General features: G+C 61.9%; 20 protein-coding genes and 1 pseudogene. 11 read left to right on the forward strand and 10 right to left on the reverse strand.

What is annotated here, in order from left to right; genetic code table 11:
* Both IVB13_RS15535 and IVB13_RS15540 read right to left on the reverse strand, forming a co-directional pair.
* A complete protein-coding gene (locus IVB13_RS15535) occupies positions 1–1041 on the reverse strand; it encodes a GNAT family N-acetyltransferase (protein WP_247489471.1) in 1041 nt (346 codons plus the stop codon).
* Between the two features lie 63 nt (positions 1042–1104).
* Positions 1105–1263, reverse strand: coding sequence for a hypothetical protein (locus IVB13_RS15540; protein ID WP_201263780.1), 159 nt, complete (start codon positions 1261–1263; stop codon positions 1105–1107).
* 753 nt (positions 1264–2016) lie between these two features.
* Here IVB13_RS15540 and IVB13_RS15545 point away from each other — a divergent pair.
* Positions 2017–2226, forward strand: coding sequence for a hypothetical protein (locus tag IVB13_RS15545; protein ID WP_247489474.1), 210 nt, complete (start codon positions 2017–2019; stop codon positions 2224–2226).
* Between the two features lie 82 nt (positions 2227–2308).
* Here IVB13_RS15545 and IVB13_RS15550 read toward each other — a convergent pair whose 3' ends face one another.
* The 4 genes from IVB13_RS15550 to IVB13_RS15570 form a co-directional block, all read right to left on the reverse strand.
* The gene (locus IVB13_RS15550) at positions 2309–3508 is read right to left on the reverse strand and encodes a PHB depolymerase family esterase (protein ID WP_247489476.1); all 1200 of its coding nucleotides are present in this window, start codon (positions 3506–3508) and stop codon (positions 2309–2311) included.
* Between the two features lie 4 nt (positions 3509–3512).
* Entirely contained in the window at positions 3513–3932 is a 420-nt protein-coding gene (locus IVB13_RS15555) for a CopG family transcriptional regulator (RefSeq protein ID WP_247489477.1), read from the reverse strand.
* Positions 3933–4355: 423 nt separating this feature from the next.
* Complete coding sequence (locus tag IVB13_RS15565) at positions 4356–4571, reverse strand: hypothetical protein (protein WP_247489479.1); 216 nt, start codon at positions 4569–4571, stop codon at positions 4356–4358.
* A gap of 117 nt (positions 4572–4688) precedes the next feature.
* Positions 4689–4919, reverse strand: a complete 231-nt coding sequence (locus tag IVB13_RS15570; RefSeq protein ID WP_247489482.1) for a hypothetical protein — start codon at positions 4917–4919, stop codon at positions 4689–4691.
* A 711-nt stretch (positions 4920–5630) separates the two neighbouring features.
* Between IVB13_RS15570 and IVB13_RS15575 the strand changes: the two genes are divergently transcribed.
* Positions 5631–5978 (forward strand): hypothetical protein, encoded by a 348-nt coding sequence (locus tag IVB13_RS15575; RefSeq protein ID WP_247489484.1) that lies wholly within the window; start codon positions 5631–5633, stop codon positions 5976–5978.
* Positions 5979–6363: 385 nt separating this feature from the next.
* Here the strand turns inward: IVB13_RS15575 and IVB13_RS15580 are convergent, their stop codons facing one another.
* Positions 6364–6903 (reverse strand): hypothetical protein, encoded by a 540-nt coding sequence (locus IVB13_RS15580; RefSeq protein ID WP_247489486.1) that lies wholly within the window; start codon positions 6901–6903, stop codon positions 6364–6366.
* Here IVB13_RS15580 and IVB13_RS15585 point away from each other — a divergent pair.
* The 5 genes from IVB13_RS15585 to IVB13_RS15605 all read left to right on the forward strand — a co-directional run bounded on the left by IVB13_RS15585 (position 6902) and on the right by IVB13_RS15605 (position 10482).
* Positions 6902–7195: a hypothetical protein gene (locus IVB13_RS15585; protein WP_247489488.1), complete on the forward strand. Its 294-nt coding sequence runs from the start codon at positions 6902–6904 to the stop codon at positions 7193–7195. The genes IVB13_RS15580 and IVB13_RS15585 overlap by 2 nt on opposite strands.
* Positions 7196–7351: 156 nt before the next feature.
* Positions 7352–7627, forward strand: a complete 276-nt coding sequence (locus IVB13_RS15590; protein WP_247489490.1) for a hypothetical protein — start codon at positions 7352–7354, stop codon at positions 7625–7627.
* A 48-nt stretch (positions 7628–7675) separates the two neighbouring features.
* Complete coding sequence (locus tag IVB13_RS15595) at positions 7676–8587, forward strand: glycoside hydrolase family 15 protein (protein ID WP_249810726.1); 912 nt, start codon at positions 7676–7678, stop codon at positions 8585–8587.
* Between the two features lie 9 nt (positions 8588–8596).
* A complete protein-coding gene (locus IVB13_RS15600) occupies positions 8597–9469 on the forward strand; it encodes an SDR family oxidoreductase (RefSeq protein ID WP_247489492.1) in 873 nt (290 codons plus the stop codon).
* Between the two features lie 725 nt (positions 9470–10194).
* On the forward strand, positions 10195–10482 hold the full coding sequence (locus IVB13_RS15605; RefSeq protein WP_247489494.1) for a hypothetical protein: 288 nt from the start codon (positions 10195–10197) through the stop codon (positions 10480–10482).
* Positions 10483–10565: 83 nt separating this feature from the next.
* On the opposite strand, the pseudogene IVB13_RS15610 reads toward IVB13_RS15605, so the two are convergent.
* A pseudogene (locus IVB13_RS15610) lies at positions 10566–10721 on the reverse strand (HlyD family secretion protein); the annotation flags it as partial.
* A gap of 265 nt (positions 10722–10986) precedes the next feature.
* On the opposite strand from IVB13_RS15610, the gene IVB13_RS15615 reads away from it, so the two are divergent.
* Positions 10987–11721, forward strand: coding sequence for a hypothetical protein (locus tag IVB13_RS15615; protein WP_247489508.1), 735 nt, complete (start codon positions 10987–10989; stop codon positions 11719–11721).
* A 15-nt stretch (positions 11722–11736) separates the two neighbouring features.
* Here IVB13_RS15615 and IVB13_RS15620 read toward each other — a convergent pair whose 3' ends face one another.
* Entirely contained in the window at positions 11737–11883 is a 147-nt protein-coding gene (locus IVB13_RS15620) for a hypothetical protein (RefSeq protein ID WP_247489496.1), read from the reverse strand.
* A 195-nt stretch (positions 11884–12078) separates the two neighbouring features.
* Complete coding sequence (gene ligD, locus IVB13_RS15625) at positions 12079–12969, reverse strand: non-homologous end-joining DNA ligase (protein WP_247489498.1); 891 nt, start codon at positions 12967–12969, stop codon at positions 12079–12081.
* Between the two features lie 271 nt (positions 12970–13240).
* Between ligD and IVB13_RS15630 the strand changes: the two genes are divergently transcribed.
* Genes IVB13_RS15630 through IVB13_RS15640 form a run of 3 tightly spaced genes read left to right on the forward strand, consistent with a single transcriptional unit; the run spans position 13241 to position 15497 of the window.
* Positions 13241–13531, forward strand: a complete 291-nt coding sequence (locus IVB13_RS15630) for a hypothetical protein (RefSeq protein WP_247489506.1) — start codon at positions 13241–13243, stop codon at positions 13529–13531.
* The gene (locus IVB13_RS15635; protein WP_247489500.1) at positions 13532–15202 is read left to right on the forward strand and encodes a DNA polymerase/3'-5' exonuclease PolX; all 1671 of its coding nucleotides are present in this window, start codon (positions 13532–13534) and stop codon (positions 15200–15202) included.
* 55 nt (positions 15203–15257) lie between these two features.
* On the forward strand, positions 15258–15497 hold the full coding sequence (locus IVB13_RS15640; protein ID WP_247489502.1) for a DUF2171 domain-containing protein: 240 nt from the start codon (positions 15258–15260) through the stop codon (positions 15495–15497).
* Positions 15498–15705: the final 208 nt, after the last annotated feature.

The raw sequence follows: 15705 nt of genomic DNA on the forward strand, positions 1-15705 counted from the left end.
TCACATGAAGCCTGGGTTCCGAGGCAGGTACTGGGTCCAGCTACCGAAATCGCGGGAAGACATCAGCAGCATCGGAAATTTGATCCGCATGCCGTGCTCGAACGCCGTCGTCAGCACAGCTTCGCTGGCGCCCGGCAGAAATGCCGATACTTGCGGCGCCCCACTCTCGAGTGCCAGGCGCAGCGCCGTCCTTAAGGCTGTGGCTGCGGCGCCGGACTGCAGAACCGCGACCGGTCCGATATGGCCGCCCGCATCGACATAGACGTAGCCGGCCCAATCATCTCCGTCGTAGAGGCTGAAGCCTCGCATCCGGCTGTCCTTGATGAGATAACGATGATGCTTCTGCCGGGATACCCCAAGCACACGCTCGTCCGCCTGCGCGAGGCGAGCCAACGTCGAAGCGTCTTCGTCGAGCGGAGCGCATTTGAGTTGTGGCCCATTCAAGCGGTCGATCAAGTGCTGTCGGGGTACGCTGACGGTGTAGATCGGAAACCGCGGAAACAGTCCGTGTCGGATGTAGAGCCCCTGCGACACGGCGTTGAAGGCAAAGGTGATCAGAACCTTGTTGGAAGCGCCGGACTTCTTGGCGTGATCCAGGGTCCGTTCGATCAGCTCGTTGCCCACGCTCCCACGCTGGCGGTCAGGCGTTACGAAGAGCTGCGCCAGAAACCAGATATCTCCGCAGACCCAGCTCCAAGCAAAGCCGAGGATCCGGTCGCCTTCTTCCGCAATCCAGAGACCGTCGGGATCGTCCGCCAGAGAGAACAACTGAAAGTTCGGAGGAGTCGCTGCGGCCATGGTCCCAAAGCCATGGCGGACCGTCAGATCGTTGATGCTGGCGACGACAAGCGCATCGGCGAGCTCCAGGTCCTCAGCGCGAGCGGGCCGGCAAACCACTGTCATCGAACAACTCCACGAACAGGCGGACGTCGAAAGGATCTTACACCTGCTGCCGAAGGGATCAGCCTTCACAGCGTCAAAGCCTCCCCGAGGGATTCTGCCGCGCCTGACAGCACGGCGAGCCATCGACGGATGCCACATAGAGCGACCTCGCCGGCAGCCAAGGCACAAACGCGACCAGACGCTGGAGTCCGAGCGCTCAGCTCAGAACCATTCGCCCGGCGTGTATTTATCGACGATCAGTACAGAAAGGGACAGCAGCAGGCCCAGGCCACTGAACATCGCCACCGAAAGGGCCGTGTCGATGTCTTCGATCGATTTCGCGGACGCGCGGGGCAGCAACCATGTAATCGCAGCATTCATGTCACTCTCCATTGAGGCCGGCCAACAACCGACGCCGGGCCACAACAGCAGGCGTTCGTTTCAGAGTGACTTCGCGGGATTAACGAAATGGCTTCTCGACGGCGAAAACGCGTCTCTTCCGCCCCGGACGGTCCGGGTCCTGTTCTATTGCCTGACGAGGCCGCTCCAGGCTTTGCGTGTGTAGGGGCCGGTGAAAATTCCGGTCTTCATGCAGGCATGCCCTGCAGCGGCACACCTCGAATCCACGTCCGAATGACTGGATCCGTCCTGTTTGCAATGTGCGATCGCTTCTGAGCACGTCGCTGCGGAAGCCAGCGAGGTGAACAGGCAGGCGACCAAAACAGCAGCTGTCAGTATTCGCATGGGGAGCAAATCCCGGCTGGGGTCGATCGGCGCAAGAACCCGGGGTCGCGGGGAAATCTCCTATTTCGCCGGCGGGCGCAGCGGACCGTCGGCCCACCTGCGGGCCGCCAGGTCCTGCAGCGGGTCGTCGCCGCAAGCGGTGCAGACGTACCGCAGCTTCCCGTCGGCGATTTTGTGGGGCACAGGCTTCATCGGCCTGCCGCACGACGTGCACGCCTTCCGGACCGGATAGGACACTGGCATCTGATTTTCCCCTGCGCCAGTCAGTCTACGTCCGCTGACATCGCGATCTCAAGACGGTCGCGGAAAGTTGCAAGAGCGTGTCGTGCCTTCTTGACTCAACGAACGCGGGCTACTCAACTCGGGGCAGTGATGTTGTGGGGGTGCGTCATGGAGCAGGAGTTCTACCAAAGCCTCGCGCAGCGGGTCCGTGTCATTGCCGAAGAGGCCGATCCGTTCACCCGACGTCGTCTGCTGGATCTCGCCAAGCGGTACGACGCCAAGGGCGGCCCCGGGCAATCCGGAGCAACCGAACGACCACTGCCGGTCCCGCGCACCACGCCGCCGGCTTCCATCTTCTCCGAAGCGGGCGAGGCTTGAGCTCAGGCCCTACCCGCTACCGGCTGCTCCGTCGCGTTCAGTCAAACCGGAGATCCGGCGATCGTGAATTCAGACCGCCGCCCTATCTCCGCGTGAAGCTTGCCAGCGAATGCTCGAGGAAGAATCGCATCATCTCCCTGGTCGCGTCCGGCCCACGCGGATCCGTGTAGGACCCGGCAGGACTGCCTCCTGACCAGGCATGGGCGGCGCCGTGGATGCTCCAGTGCTCGGAGATGTCCAAGCCACCTCCATCGGTGAGGATGGTGCGGGTATATGCGTGCCCCTCAGGTACTCGCCCGCGAAGAATCTTCGTCCTCAGGCTCGCATCTTCGCCGGGCCCACGGAGAATCCGATCAGCATTGCTCGGATGCACCGTGGTGTCGCGGTCGCCATGGAAGACGATGGTCGGCACCGACGCGCCAGCCGTCCCGATCGGTCCAGCGCTGCCCTGCCGCATAGCGGCCAGTGCAGACTTTAGGTCGCTGGCAGCCCCGCAGGCCAAGCCGGAGTGAACGCTGACGGCGGCATATATGTCGGGGTACGTCGCACCCATAATGGCTGCGGCGGCACCGCCGGCCGACAGGCCTGCGACGTAGACGCGCTTGGGATCGATAGGATGCTCCCGCATGATCTGGCGGGTGATGCCGGCGATCAGCGAAGGCTCGCCGCCATCCCGCCGCTGGTCCCCCGCGCGAAACCAGTTCCAGCATTTCGCATGGTTGGCTCCGCGTGGCTGCTCCGGATAGACAACGAAGCAATTCCGCTCTTCCGCCAGAAAATTCATCCGGGTGCCGACGGCGAAATCGTCCGGTGAGTGGGTGCAGCCATGAAGCATGACGATGAGGGGACGCGGTCCTCCATCAGTGCGGCTGGGGATGAACAGCTTGTAGGTCCGGCTTCCCGCCGCGTTGGTGAAGGTGGCAGCGACGAACCTTGTGCCGTCCGGTGCAATATCCGCCTTGGACAGTGGAGCGCGCCCGACTGGACCTGGCATGCCGAAACCGGAAAGATCTTTCATGCCGCCGAAGGGCGCGGGGCCTTTGTGTCGTTTGGCAGGCGTGGCTTGCGTGGACGGCCCGCTCTCCCTCTCCTCGACGACATTGGCCTTCAGCTCGAGTGTCGGCGGCTCGAGCCTCGCACGCTCGACAGGCGCAGCATTTCCCCTTGTCGCTGCGGGGTCGCCATGGCCGCGCAGCATTCGCTGCAGCACTGCAGTGGCTTCGACCAATTGGCCGGCACGTGTGAGGCGAGTCGCTTCGCGAACCATGTCTGGATTCAGCATCGTTTCACCTCGTTCGGTCGGCGAGAGCGGCCTTGACCGCAGGAGTGGCATGAAGGGCACCGAGCACCGAAACCGAGGCGATTGTGGCGCGGGCCAGCTCGGGCGTGACGTCTTGATCGATGGTCGCCAGGCCGAGAACGTTGATGTGCAGCATCTCCCCGGCGCGTCGCGCTCGTTCGAGGTCGACGCGGGCATAATTACGAAGCCCCAAGTCCAGGCTTTTGCGGGCCGTCGACTGCTTGACGACGTCTGCGTGCCGCTCGAGCTGGTTGCGGATTGCGGTCCGAATGAAATCGGTGCGGTTCGAGTAGAACCCTTCCTGCACCATGAGATCGACCTGGCCGAGGTCGACATAACCAAGGTTGATTGTGATCTTCTCCGTATCCGGGGTTCGTGGTCGCAGTTCGCGTACATTGTCGGTCATCGGTACACCAACTTACCATCCACGCGGATGGTGCTCGGATGGTAAATAGATATCCACGGTGGGGTTTCAAGACCCTCCCGCTGCTGCGCTTCAGGACCGGATCTGCTGCCGTTTCGCGACTCTCGGGGTGGGACGGACCCTTCGTCGGCCGTCCGGTTTACTTCCGCCTGAAATCAAATCGAGGACGCGTTGGGTGGCGTGGTATCATCCGTGGTCAAGGAGGAAGACGTCATGTCCACTTCCAAGAAGCCATTAGAACCCGATGATTTTCCGGTGACCGCCGAAGGACAAAGATTAAGAAGCAAGATGGCGAGCCCGTAGCCACTACTAAGGGTCATGAAACCGCTGCCGACTTGGCCGAGCGCATCAACGACGACGAAGCGCGCCGTGAGGAGGACAAGTGGTCGGCCTGAGCGCCTTCTCTCAGCCCTCCAGCAGAGTGTCGATCAGCTTCAGCAATTGCTGGCGCTCCGGACCCCCGGCGCCACTACGCAGGAATTGGCCTATATCCGTATAGGAGACTAGGTCCCCTGAGCTGATGTTGGGCTGGTGCTTCACGACGGGCGTATTCGTCCGCAGATCTCGCGTCAGCGCCGAGACGTCACCATTGCTGCTTTCGTAGAGAACTCGCTCGGTCATACCGACCAATCGAACGGACGATCATCCGTTCCAGATTGGCCGAAGGCACGTGCGAGCATCTCTGTCGATTTCTCGCTCGGCGCGGAGCGGTCGCGCCGTCGCAGCGCGTTGGGGCGGCTACTTCTGTCCCGACGGCGCCTGGGCGTTCGAGTTGTTCGGGTTGTTGGCATTCTGCTTGTTGGCCTCATGATGCCCGATTGCGCAGCCGGCCACCGCCCCGAGCTTCCCATGGCCCGCCATGTGGCCGGCAACACCACCCGCGATCGCGCCCTTGATGCATCCTTTGGCCTGCACTGGCGAGGCCAACGCAATTGCGAGCAGGCAGGCAGTGGCGAAGATGGTTTTCATGATCATTCTCCTCCGAAATGACGTCGCACCGATCATCAATCCGGGGCGAGCATCGCCGTTCCGCGAGAAATTCAGGCTGAGTCATTCCGGGCCCTGCGGCCTACGCCACCCGGTGAGGCTCGTCCCCTTTCACTGTCCTCGCGCGTAGAAAACGCCCGCGTCGTGGTGAGTGCAGCGGGAGCATCTGAACTCGCCGTGCGATGCTTTTCGGGAGGTTTGCGGCCATAGGCCATGCCCCACAGCTCGGGCATTTTACCAGCAAGATATTCGTTTCAAGCATGGTCGGAGCTCTCCGCACCCACGTGGCAACCGCACGAAACTGGAGACGTTCCTGCGCTTTGCGCCGAAGGGAGAAGGCGCCGCTGGAGTGTCAACGGTTCGGCAGCAGACGAGTCAGGAACCGAATCTGCTCCAGCTCCCAGACCGAACTGGCGCTACGGCGAGGCTTGTAACGTTCGGCGGTCCGTCTACGATCCCGAAATGACAGAGCACAAAGCTTGCCCGAAATGCGAGAAGACGATGGAGCAGGGCTTCATTCCCAGTCTGGGGCGTGGGCAGTTGCTCTGGTTTGCGGGAGCGCCGCCCGCCACGTACCGCGAGTCGTTCATGTTCGGCAGGAAGGCGCTTACCGTGACCACCTATCGGTGCTTGGTCTGCGGCTATCTGGAATCGTATGCGGAGGGATGAGCCCGACGCTAAATTGAGCCCTTTATGGAAACGATTGCCACATCTACCGCTCTTGTGCTCGCGATGCTCGTGGCGCTGGCGTTCTATCTTCGCTTGAAAATAACAGGCCTGCAGCGGCGACTGGTCTCGCTGGAAAGAGTTGAAGCAAAGCTCGATTTGCTGCTGAAACATGCCGGTGTGAGCTATGACCCGCTGGGTCCAAAAAGGGAGAACGCCCGTTCAGTTCCGCCACTGGAACAAAAATGGAAGGGGCCACCTGAGGTGGCCTACAGGGGATGTAGCGCAGCTTTCTGTTCGTGCATTTCCTTGATCAATGCGTTGATGCGTTCCATCGTTAGCTGGTCGGTGACCCCGCGCGCGATCCGCTCGTAATGTTCAACCTTTTGGTCGATTGCTTCGCACTTGTCACACATGGGCTCACCGCGCGCGTTGGGCGGGAGCACAAGGCAGCTCTCAGTCATCGATAACTGCCGGAACGGGGCGATGATGCGGGTCAATGGTCCGAAGGCCCATCTGTTCCTGTTGCTTCAAATCCTGCCACTGCGAACAAATTGAGGCCACTGACGTCGGAACACGCCAGTGCTGCATTAAGCGACCGATAAGAACGATGCCACCAGCCGATGTTGGTTCTCCATGCGTTTCAGACCCATGAGGCTATCAAGTTCGGTAGCCAGGAGCGGCCTCAGCCCTGGGTCGTGCCGCCTTGGCCTGAGGCCCTTTTTTTGGGCTGGAGGGCGCACGCTGCGATCCGGGCGGCTCACTCCGCCGCTTGCAGCCCTTGCTCTGTCGGCTCATAGCGCTGGCCGTGCTGTTCGAGCCAACCGCCTTCGATCATCTTCCGCGCCAGAGACATCGTGCATATCGGCTGGTTGCCACCTGGATCGCAGAGGCCGTCTCCGCGCTGGATCAAGAACCCGCGGACACGCAGCCGGAGCGGCTTGATCATCCCAGGAAACAGAACGATGCGCTTTTCCGTCATTTCCTCTCCCAAGCGCCGGTATCGATGATCGTTCCGGAATGCTTGGGTCGTCGAACTGCACATCTCGATCACGTAGCCGCCATGTCTTCCTTCGGCGCCACGCGCGACGACCGTGAGCGCGTCATCTGGTAGCGAGCGCTGGAAAGCCGCCGCATCATTCACGAACAATCCTGACTTGCGCAGTTGGCGTTCGCTGTCCGCTAACGTCCTATAGCTCCGCTCCATCGTCTCAAGATGATGGCGCGTGAAGGCGTCCTTTGCTGTCGGCAGCGCCTTCCGATACCGTTCCGCCCGCTCAAGATACTCCTCAGGGGTCATGACAACCTCGCTCGCGCGCCACTCGATGGAACAGCGGCGCTTGGTCGGCATTGCGAGAACATGCCCAGATACTTCTTCCGACCTCCACAATGTTGCACCGAACACCGATACCGATGGCGAGGAACTCCCAGACGACGAAGCAGCTTGGCAGGAGGCCACCACATACGCCGGCGCGTTGTTCAAAGACATCGATGGCAAGTTCCGACCGGGCCAGGAGTGGAGCTTTGAGGTCACCGACGAGGCCGGGAAGTCCATCTATAAAATCCAGATCAGCGCCAAGAACGAGACGTGAAGCCGGTCCCCAGGTCCCCGCCGCGCCCCTGAAGCGTGATGTAAGGCCCTCGCTTGGCGACACTTTCAGGTCTTCGCTATTTTCGGATGCATCCGGGAACCAGCTGGCCTGAACGTCCATTAATAGCCTGAATGGTCCGATGTAGGGGATTTGGCCATGGGCATTGAGCGAATGCACTCACCGAAGTACTGGTTCGTACGGGCCGAGGAGTTTCACACTAAGGCCGACAACTGCGATCACGTGCAGGCGAGAGCCACGCTTCGCCAGGTTGCGAAGAACTATGAAGCGATAGCACGGCGAGCGCAGCAAATTCTCACTGCGACCGAACTGGACCAGCGCCGCCGGGTGCGGGTGGCACAAGAACACGCTGACAACCAGCGCGTCATCATGGCCCAGCTACGGCCCGGCATGAATCGAGACGGTCCTATGTAGTCGTTTTTTTTAGGGTGTTCTAATTTGTGATAGGAACACCCCGCGCGACTGCGTCTTGACCGCCATGTCCCACTACTACTTCGACACGCGCGACAATACGAGAACTCGAAGCCCGTCAGGATCGGAAACGCGGCCCACACGCAGCTTCAACTCGACGTCTACGGCGAGTTGATGGACGCCCTGTACCAGGCGCGCCGCGGGGGCCTTCGGGAGAACAAGCGAGCCTGGGCGGTCCAATGTGCGCTGCTCGAACATCTCAAGAGCATCTGGAGCGAGCCGGACGAGGGCATTTGGGAGGTCCGCGGCGGAGCCAAGCACTTCACGTATTCGAAGATCATGGCGTGGGTCGCCTACGACCGGGCCGTCAAGTCCGCTGCCGAATTCGGCATGAAGGGACCGGTGGAGGAGTGGAAAGCGCAGCGCGCCGCGATTCACGACGAGGTATGCCGGCATGGCTACGATGAAGAGCGCAAGACATTCGTCCAGGTCTACGGAGAGCCGCAACTCGACGCGAGCCTCCTGTTGATCCCGGCCGTGGGCTTCCTGCCTCCAGAGGACCCGCGCGTGATTTCGACTGTCACCGCCATCGAACGTGAGTTGCTGCAGGACGGCTTCGTCCGTCGATACGACACGGGCTCGACGAAGGATGGTCTGCCGCCGGGCGAGGGCATGTTCCTGGCTTGCAGCTTCTGGCTGGCCGACGCCTACCATCTGATCGGCCGCGATGCGGAGGCCAAGGAATTGTTCGAGCGGCTTCTGGCGCTTCGCAACGACGTCGGACTGCTGTCTGAAGAGTACGACACTTCTCGCCGGGGCCTCGTCGGCAACTTCCCGCAAGCCTTCTCCCACATCGCGCTCGTCAACACCGCTCACAACCTGACGCACCGCGAAAAACCGTCGGAGCACCGCGGCAGCAAGAAGGCGCCTCCCAGCAAGGGAAAGGAAGCCGGCTCCGACTAGGAGGTCAACATGGCAGTGAACTCAACCGATCCGGCCGCTCCAGCAAGTCCGGGCGAGCGCCAGAAGCCACCCGTCCGCTTCCCAGTCGTTCTGGACAGACAGCCTGCGCTGGTGACCGGCGCCAACTCCGGCATCGGTCGGGCGGTCGCGCTGGGACTCGCAGCATCGGGCGCCGATGTCGTCGTCAACTATGTCGTCGATCCCGCGTCAGCCGAAGAGGTAACTCATGAAATCGAGGCTCGCGGTAGGAAAGCCATCGCGATCAAGGCCGACGTCAGCGACGAGGATGACGTCCGATCGATGTTCGCCCAGGCCATCGATCATTTCGGCACGTTGCACATCGTGGTAAACAACGCCGGGCTGCAGCGCGACGCGCCGTTCCACGACATGACCCTCGATCAATGGAATAAAGTGATCAGCGTCAATCTCACCGGCCAATTTCTCTGCGCCCGCGAAGCCGTCCGTGAATTCAAAAGACGCGGTGTCGTCGAAGACATCTCGGCCGCCTCAGGCAAGCTCGTCTGCATGAGCTCCGTGCATCAGGAGATACCTTGGGCGGGACATGCGAACTACGCAGCGTCCAAGGGCGGCGTCATGCAGCTGATGAGAAGCGTCGCGCAGGAGGTCGCCCCGCTCGGCATCCGCGTCAACGGCGTTGCCCCGGGAGCGATACGCACCCCCATCAACCAGGCCGCTTGGGAGACCAAAGAGGCCTACGAAAACCTGATGACGCTGGAGCCCTACAAGCGTATCGGCGAGCCTGATGACATCGCGCAAGCGGTCGCCTGGCTGGTCTCGGACGCCGCAGACTACGTCACCGGCGCTACGTTGTTCATCGACGGCGGCATGACTCTCTTTCCCGGTTTCGCAAGCGGGGGTTAGGCAAGCCGGGCGGTATGTTCGCAACGCTCGTAAGGACTGCGAACGGCTGGCACCCGGGTGTTACGGAAAGTGGAGGAACGCATTGTGGCAAACGGCGCACGGGCAGTGGCTCCTGGAAAGATCGCGCGCGAGATGGTGCGAGCTCTGACGGCGGTTCTGAAGCGCCGCTCGGCGGCATCGACGAAGAAGGCTCTTAGGACAAAGGAGAAGGCCCGAAGCCAAGCCTCGGAGCGGCCGGGTCCGGGAAAATAGCGGAAGTTCTGATGCCTATCTGGCTGACAGCGGGTCTTTGGGGGCTGCTTGGCGCCTCATCGTTGCTCCTGGGAGCGGGGTCGCTTTCGTCTTCAGAATGCCTCGTTACCTTACCGCAGGGATAATGTCGTTCGGTTGCGGCGTGCTCATCTCGGCCGTTGCTTATGACCTTTTGGAGGATGGATTTCAGGAAGGCGGCATATGGCCTATCGTTGCTGGCGCGATCGCCGGCTCGGCAACTTATGCCCTTGCCGATTGGGCGGTCTCTCGAGCAGGCGCACATTCCCGAAAGCGGTCAGGGGACCAGCAGGCGAACGCCGGCGAAGGTGGAGGGCTGGCGATTGCTATCGGCTCGCTCCTGGACGGAATTCCCGAAAGCGTCGTACTGGGTCTTGGTCTATTGAGCGGCAAAGGCATCAGCATAGCGATGCTGGCAGCCATCTTCCTGTCCAATTTCCCAGAAGGGTTGTCGAGTGCGCTCGGCATGCGAGCTGCCGGGTTCCCGGGTCTACATCTTCAGCCTTTGGGCAACGATCGTCGTGCTTTCCGGACTTGCTGCCTCGGCAGGAGCCGCTTTCCTGGGCGGTGCGTCCCCTCAGGTCGTGGCCGCGGTGAGCGCCGTTGCAGCGGGCGCTCTTCTCACGATGGTGGTGAACACCATGGTGCCCGAAGCCGTCGAAGGTGAACAGAAGCTCGCCGGCTTGCTCGTTGTCATCGGACTGCTTGTGGCGTTTGCGCTTTCCAACGTAGGAGAGACTTAAAGGCGGCGCGAAATGTGCATCGATCCGGACCTTCAAAGGATCGGGACCTCGCCATTTCACCCGCTCCCGGCGCCCCGCCGGCCCTCGATGGTACCCGAACCCGACTTCATCAGGTCGTCGTAGCGGCTTCGCTCCTCCTGCGTGAATTTTAGATTGGCCTCGGCAGGCTCCAACCTCGGCCGCCTGCTGCTGGATCAACGGTTGCTGAAGTTCGGTCTGCTGTCGAGATTGGGGACGGTATCACAGGCCGGGGGTTCAAAATCGCGGGCCGCTGAGCGAGCCAAGTTCTGCTCACCCAAAGCGCTTGAATTAGCCGCTCCAGGGAAACAATCATGTTCCGTTTTGGCCGATTATGTCCAGTGGAGCAAGGCCCGTGCGTGCCCTGGGGGTGTGCGCCGTTGCGGATAGTGGATCGCCTTCGGCCTAGAGGCGTGCATCGTGGGCGAATCAGGCACCAAGGCGTTCGCTCCGATGCCAACGCGGACCGGCGCCCGACCAAGCCAAATGACCGAGTTAACCACCGAACCGAGCCATCACCAAAATTGGAACCGGGAACCGGTCAGTACGTTCTGGTTCCGCTGGGGGAATTATGGCAACGCATCAACAACATGGCCGCTCGACTCAACGGCCGGAGTGGTCCAATCCGCCGACCTTGAATGCCCGGTTCTTGGACTGGGCGTACGCTGCGATGGCAGCGCGATGGACGCCTCGCCGGTACGTCATTCCGCCCGCCCGCAGCGGGTGCGGACCTACCTTGCTCTGTTCGCGCTCGCGCTAGTCCTGCCCTTGCTCGCGGTCGCGTTCTTCGGGCTGAACAGAATGGCGGCAATCGAGCAAGCGCAGATCGAGCGCCGCGTCATGCAAATCTCGCAGAATCTCCGGTTCGTCCTCGATCGGGAGCTTGATCGCGCGCTCGTCACGCTCGAAACCTTGGCGACATCATCGGAGCTACGAACCGGCAATCTGAACGCATTCCACGATCAGGCGGTTCTGGCGTTGAAGCCAGCAAAGGCGGCGATCGTTCTCATCGACACCCCCTATCGTCAACTCGTGGTCACGCTCAAGGACTGCTCGTGCTCCATAGGATTCATGCAGGATGTCCTGGGTCGACATCCCTCGGCGTCTTCTTCTCCCGCTGAGGTGTCATCTTCGCCGGGCTTTCCTGTCCGGGGACGCCGCGCGGACCGAGCTCCTCGCGCTGGATATCGTCTTCGGAGCGCTTGGGCTCGACGCCGTTGATCGGCCTGTCTGGCATCATTCCATTCTCGCCTTTTCCTGCAGGTCGCGGATCCGGATCTCGGCTTCCTCCTTCGAGGTCACGATCTCCGATTCATCGGGCACGCGCGCAATCGCGCTGAGCCTCTTGAGTTCGGCGAGCTGCTCCGCGGTGGGCTTTTCCATTGTCGAGTTCCTCGATCGCCTGCACGACGGTCTCGTCATCGAGCACGTCAAGCAGCTGGTTTATGGTTTGCTCGCAATCTCTGCGGCCGGGCTCGACATGACGGGCCAGAATGCCCTGTGCCTCTTCGACGGCCTTCAGCACTCGCTTGTCCGGATTCATGACCGGTACTCCAGATACTCGAAGGGAAAACTCCCCTACGAACGGCGCGTTCCTTTGCTCAGGCCCTTGAACGAACTGGCGCGCAGAAGCCCGTCGGAGGTGATGTCGCGGTACTCGATGTCGGCGAAGAACTTGGGCTCGACCCAGGTGGCCTTTGGCTTCCGGATGGCCTTCGTCAGCTTCTGCTTCGGGCTTACTACGGTATCGAGTGCCCTTCGGATCTGCGCGGACGTTGTCCGGCTCCATCCGGTGCCTACCTTGCCCATGTAGACAAGGTCCTTGCCCTCCTTTTTGCCCAGATAAAGTGCGGCCACGCCGGAGGGGTCCTTGACGAAGCCGACCACGGGGAATTTGCCCTTCTGAACGACCTTGATCTTCTGCCAAGCCTCCACCCGATCCGACCGGTAGGGCGCATCCGCTCGCTTGGAGACGATGCCTTCGTAGCTCAGCTTGCTGGCGGCAGCGAACAGCGCCTGGCCATCCCCTTCGTGATGCTCGCTATAGAGGACGGGCTCCTTCAGCCCGTGCTCCTCCATTAGCTCCCTGAGCAGCCTCTTCCGCTCGATCTGCGGCTCCCTGCGCAGATCTCTGCCGTCCAGCCACAGAAGATCGAAGGCGAAGTAGAGCAAGCGATCCTGATCGCCTCTGCCGAGATCCGCCTGCAGCTCGGAGAAGTTCGTGCGGCCCTCATGGATGACGACAACCTCGCCGTCGACGATGGCCTTGCCTTGAATATCAAAGGCGCCGGCGATCCTCGAGAACTTGCTGACCCAGTCGTAGCCGTTGCGCGTGTAGGCGCGGCGATCGTCCCCGTCGATCCGGAGCTGGACGCGGTAGCCATCGTATTTGATTTCGTGAATCCACTGCGCGCCCGAAGGCGCCTTCACCTTCAGGGTCGCAAGCTGGGGCCCGATGAACCCCTGCATCTTAGGGGCTCCCGGCTTCGCGGCCGGTGCCTTGGTACGCTTCGCCACGCTACGCTACTCACAAAAAACCCACCGCCGGGTTGGGGCCGACGGCGGGCAGTCTACCTACCTTACTCAACGAGTCTTCAAACTTCGGAGGCTGTTATGTGTTTCCGGAGCCCCGCTACGCCGCCGCGTCGCCCCGAGAGTGAGCGGGCGCCGCGCTCGACTGCTCCTATTTGACCGCAAACGGCGGTCTTTGCCGAACTATGGGCGCGCCCCAGCGTTGACCGTGATCATGTCAGACGCTTTTGACGACTTCCGCGCCTACGCGGTCCGAGCTCTTTGCAAGGCCCGCTCGATGCCGCAGGGCAAGATGAAGCACCTTCAGCCTGTGGCTGGACGAATTTATAACCTCCTCAAGAAAGAGGCCGCTTACGCTCCGAACATGCAGCACCTCAAGGACTTCCGCGCAGCGCAGAAGCTCGAGAGGTCTCTCGATCGGGAGCCTGAAGTCGCCGCGACCGATCGACGTCGTGTCACTTCACCGGCATCGCAGGACATGGGGCGGGAGGTTCATTGAGTGCCAGCCCTCGACACCCGCGCCGTAGCAGGCCTACTTCGAGAATATGCGCAGCGCAGCGCGTTGCGCGGCGGCAATCCGTACCGCGCAAAAGCCTACTCTCGGGCCGCGGATAGCCTGGCGGCCCTTGCAATCCCGCTCGATGTGCTCATCGCCGAGGACCGGCTCACCGAGATTCCTGGCGTCGGTGAGGCGATCGCCGACATCATCACCAAACTCCACAAGACCGGCACCCATCCGAGCCTCGAGAAGCTGCGCAAGGAGATTCCGGAGGGCGTGCTCGGGATGCTCTCCGTGCCTGGTCTCCGCCCCGAGAAGGTGCTGCGTCTCTACAATGATCTCGGCATCACGTCGCTTGCCGAATTGGAGGCCGCGGCGAAGGACGACCGCATCAAGAAGGCCAAGGGACTGGGTGCATCACTTCAGACCAAGATTCTGCAGAATCTGGCCGTCGCAAAAAGTGGAGAAGGTCGCCTCCATCTGCACCGTGCGGCCGCCCTACTGGCGCACGCCAAGGAGTCGATCTGCAAGTCCAGGCCCGAGCTGAAGCGCGTCACGATCGCCGGCGACTTCCGCCGGGGCTGCGAACTCGTTGGCGATCTCTCGATGGTTGCTGAGGCCGGCAAGGCGGCGAAGCCGCCGCCGACGGACGGACTGCAGATCTACCTGTCCGAGCGCAAGCACTTCGGCGCCGCGCTTTTGTTCGCGACGGGCTCCGCCGCCCACATCGAGCAGCTCCGGACGCTCGCCGCCGAAAAGGAGATGCGATTGGAAGCCGATGGCTTGCACAAGGGGCGCACCCTCATCGCCGGCGAGGAGGCCGAGATCTACCGCGCCCTCGGTCTGCCCTTCATCGACCCTGAGCTCCGGGAGGGGCGCGGCGAGATCGAGGCGGCTCTGAAAGGCAAGCTCCCGAAGCTCGTCACCGACCAGGACCTGCGCGGCATCCTTCACCGCCACACCGATGCCTCCGACGGCACCGAGACCCTGGACACCATGGCCAAGGCCACGCGCCAGCGCGGTTTCGAGTATTTCGGCGTGGCCGACCATTCCAAGTCCGCCCACTACTCCGGCGGTCTCTCCGTCGAGGAGATCGCGCAGCAGCAGCGGGGAGCCGACCGCTTGAACAAGCGCTTCGGCAAGGATTTCCGGATCAAAGGCATCGGGTCGGACATCCTGGCCGACGGCTCGCTGGACTATGCGGACGACGTGCTGCAGCGCTTCGACTTCGTGGTCGCGAGCATCCACGGCCGTTTCAAACTCGACCGCAAGGCGCAGACGCAGCGCCTGCTTCGGGCCATCTCCGATCCTCACACCACCATCATCGGCCGCATGACCGGGCGGCAACTCCAACGGCGGCCCGGCTACGAAATCGACGTCGAGAAGGTGCTCCGGGCTTGCGCCAAGCATGATGTTGTCGTCGAGATCAACGCCCACCCATGGCGGCTCGACCTGGACTGGCGCTGGCACCAAGCCGCGCTCGAGTTCGGCTGCATGGTGAGCATCAATCCGGATGCGCACTCGATCCCCGAACTCGAGCACATGCACTGGGGCGTCCTAATGGCCCGAAAGGGCGGCGTCCCTGCCGACCGGGTCCTGAACGCGATGACATTGCCGGAAATCACGCGCTACCTCCACCAGAAGCGGCGCTCCCTAGCCCGGGCGGCCTGATCGGCGGTGTGCTGAGCGTTCCGTTGAACGCACCATTTCTCGATGGGAGATACCGATGACAGACGTTTCCAAGATCAAGGAACACATGGACGTCATTTCGTCCGACAGGAAGATGGTCGGAAAAGTCGATCATCTGGACGGAGCCGGCAAGATCAAGCTGACGAAGCAGAGTTCGCCGGACGGTCAGCATCACCACTTAATTCCGCTCTCATGGGTCGATCACGTCGATCAGCACGTGCATCTCAACAGGACCGGCGCCGAGATCACCTCTCACTGGCAGCACGCTCAAAGCTGACCACAAGGACCGGTGGCGCAGTGCTGGCTGGCGACGGAGCATCGCGACCATTGGCTCACGATGAGGGGCTATTAGGTCGCTATCGGGGTGAGCGCGGACGTTCGGCCGAAAAACCTATTCCGGCGCGAATGGCTCATTTAGGGTTCAGACTCAATTGATCCAATAAGCGACGAGAGCGGCGAGGTGGACGGCGGCCAAGAAGTTTCTG

This window comes from Bradyrhizobium sp. 17 (assembly GCF_023073515.1).
GTDB lineage: Bacteria > Pseudomonadota > Alphaproteobacteria > Rhizobiales > Xanthobacteraceae > Bradyrhizobium > Bradyrhizobium canariense_D.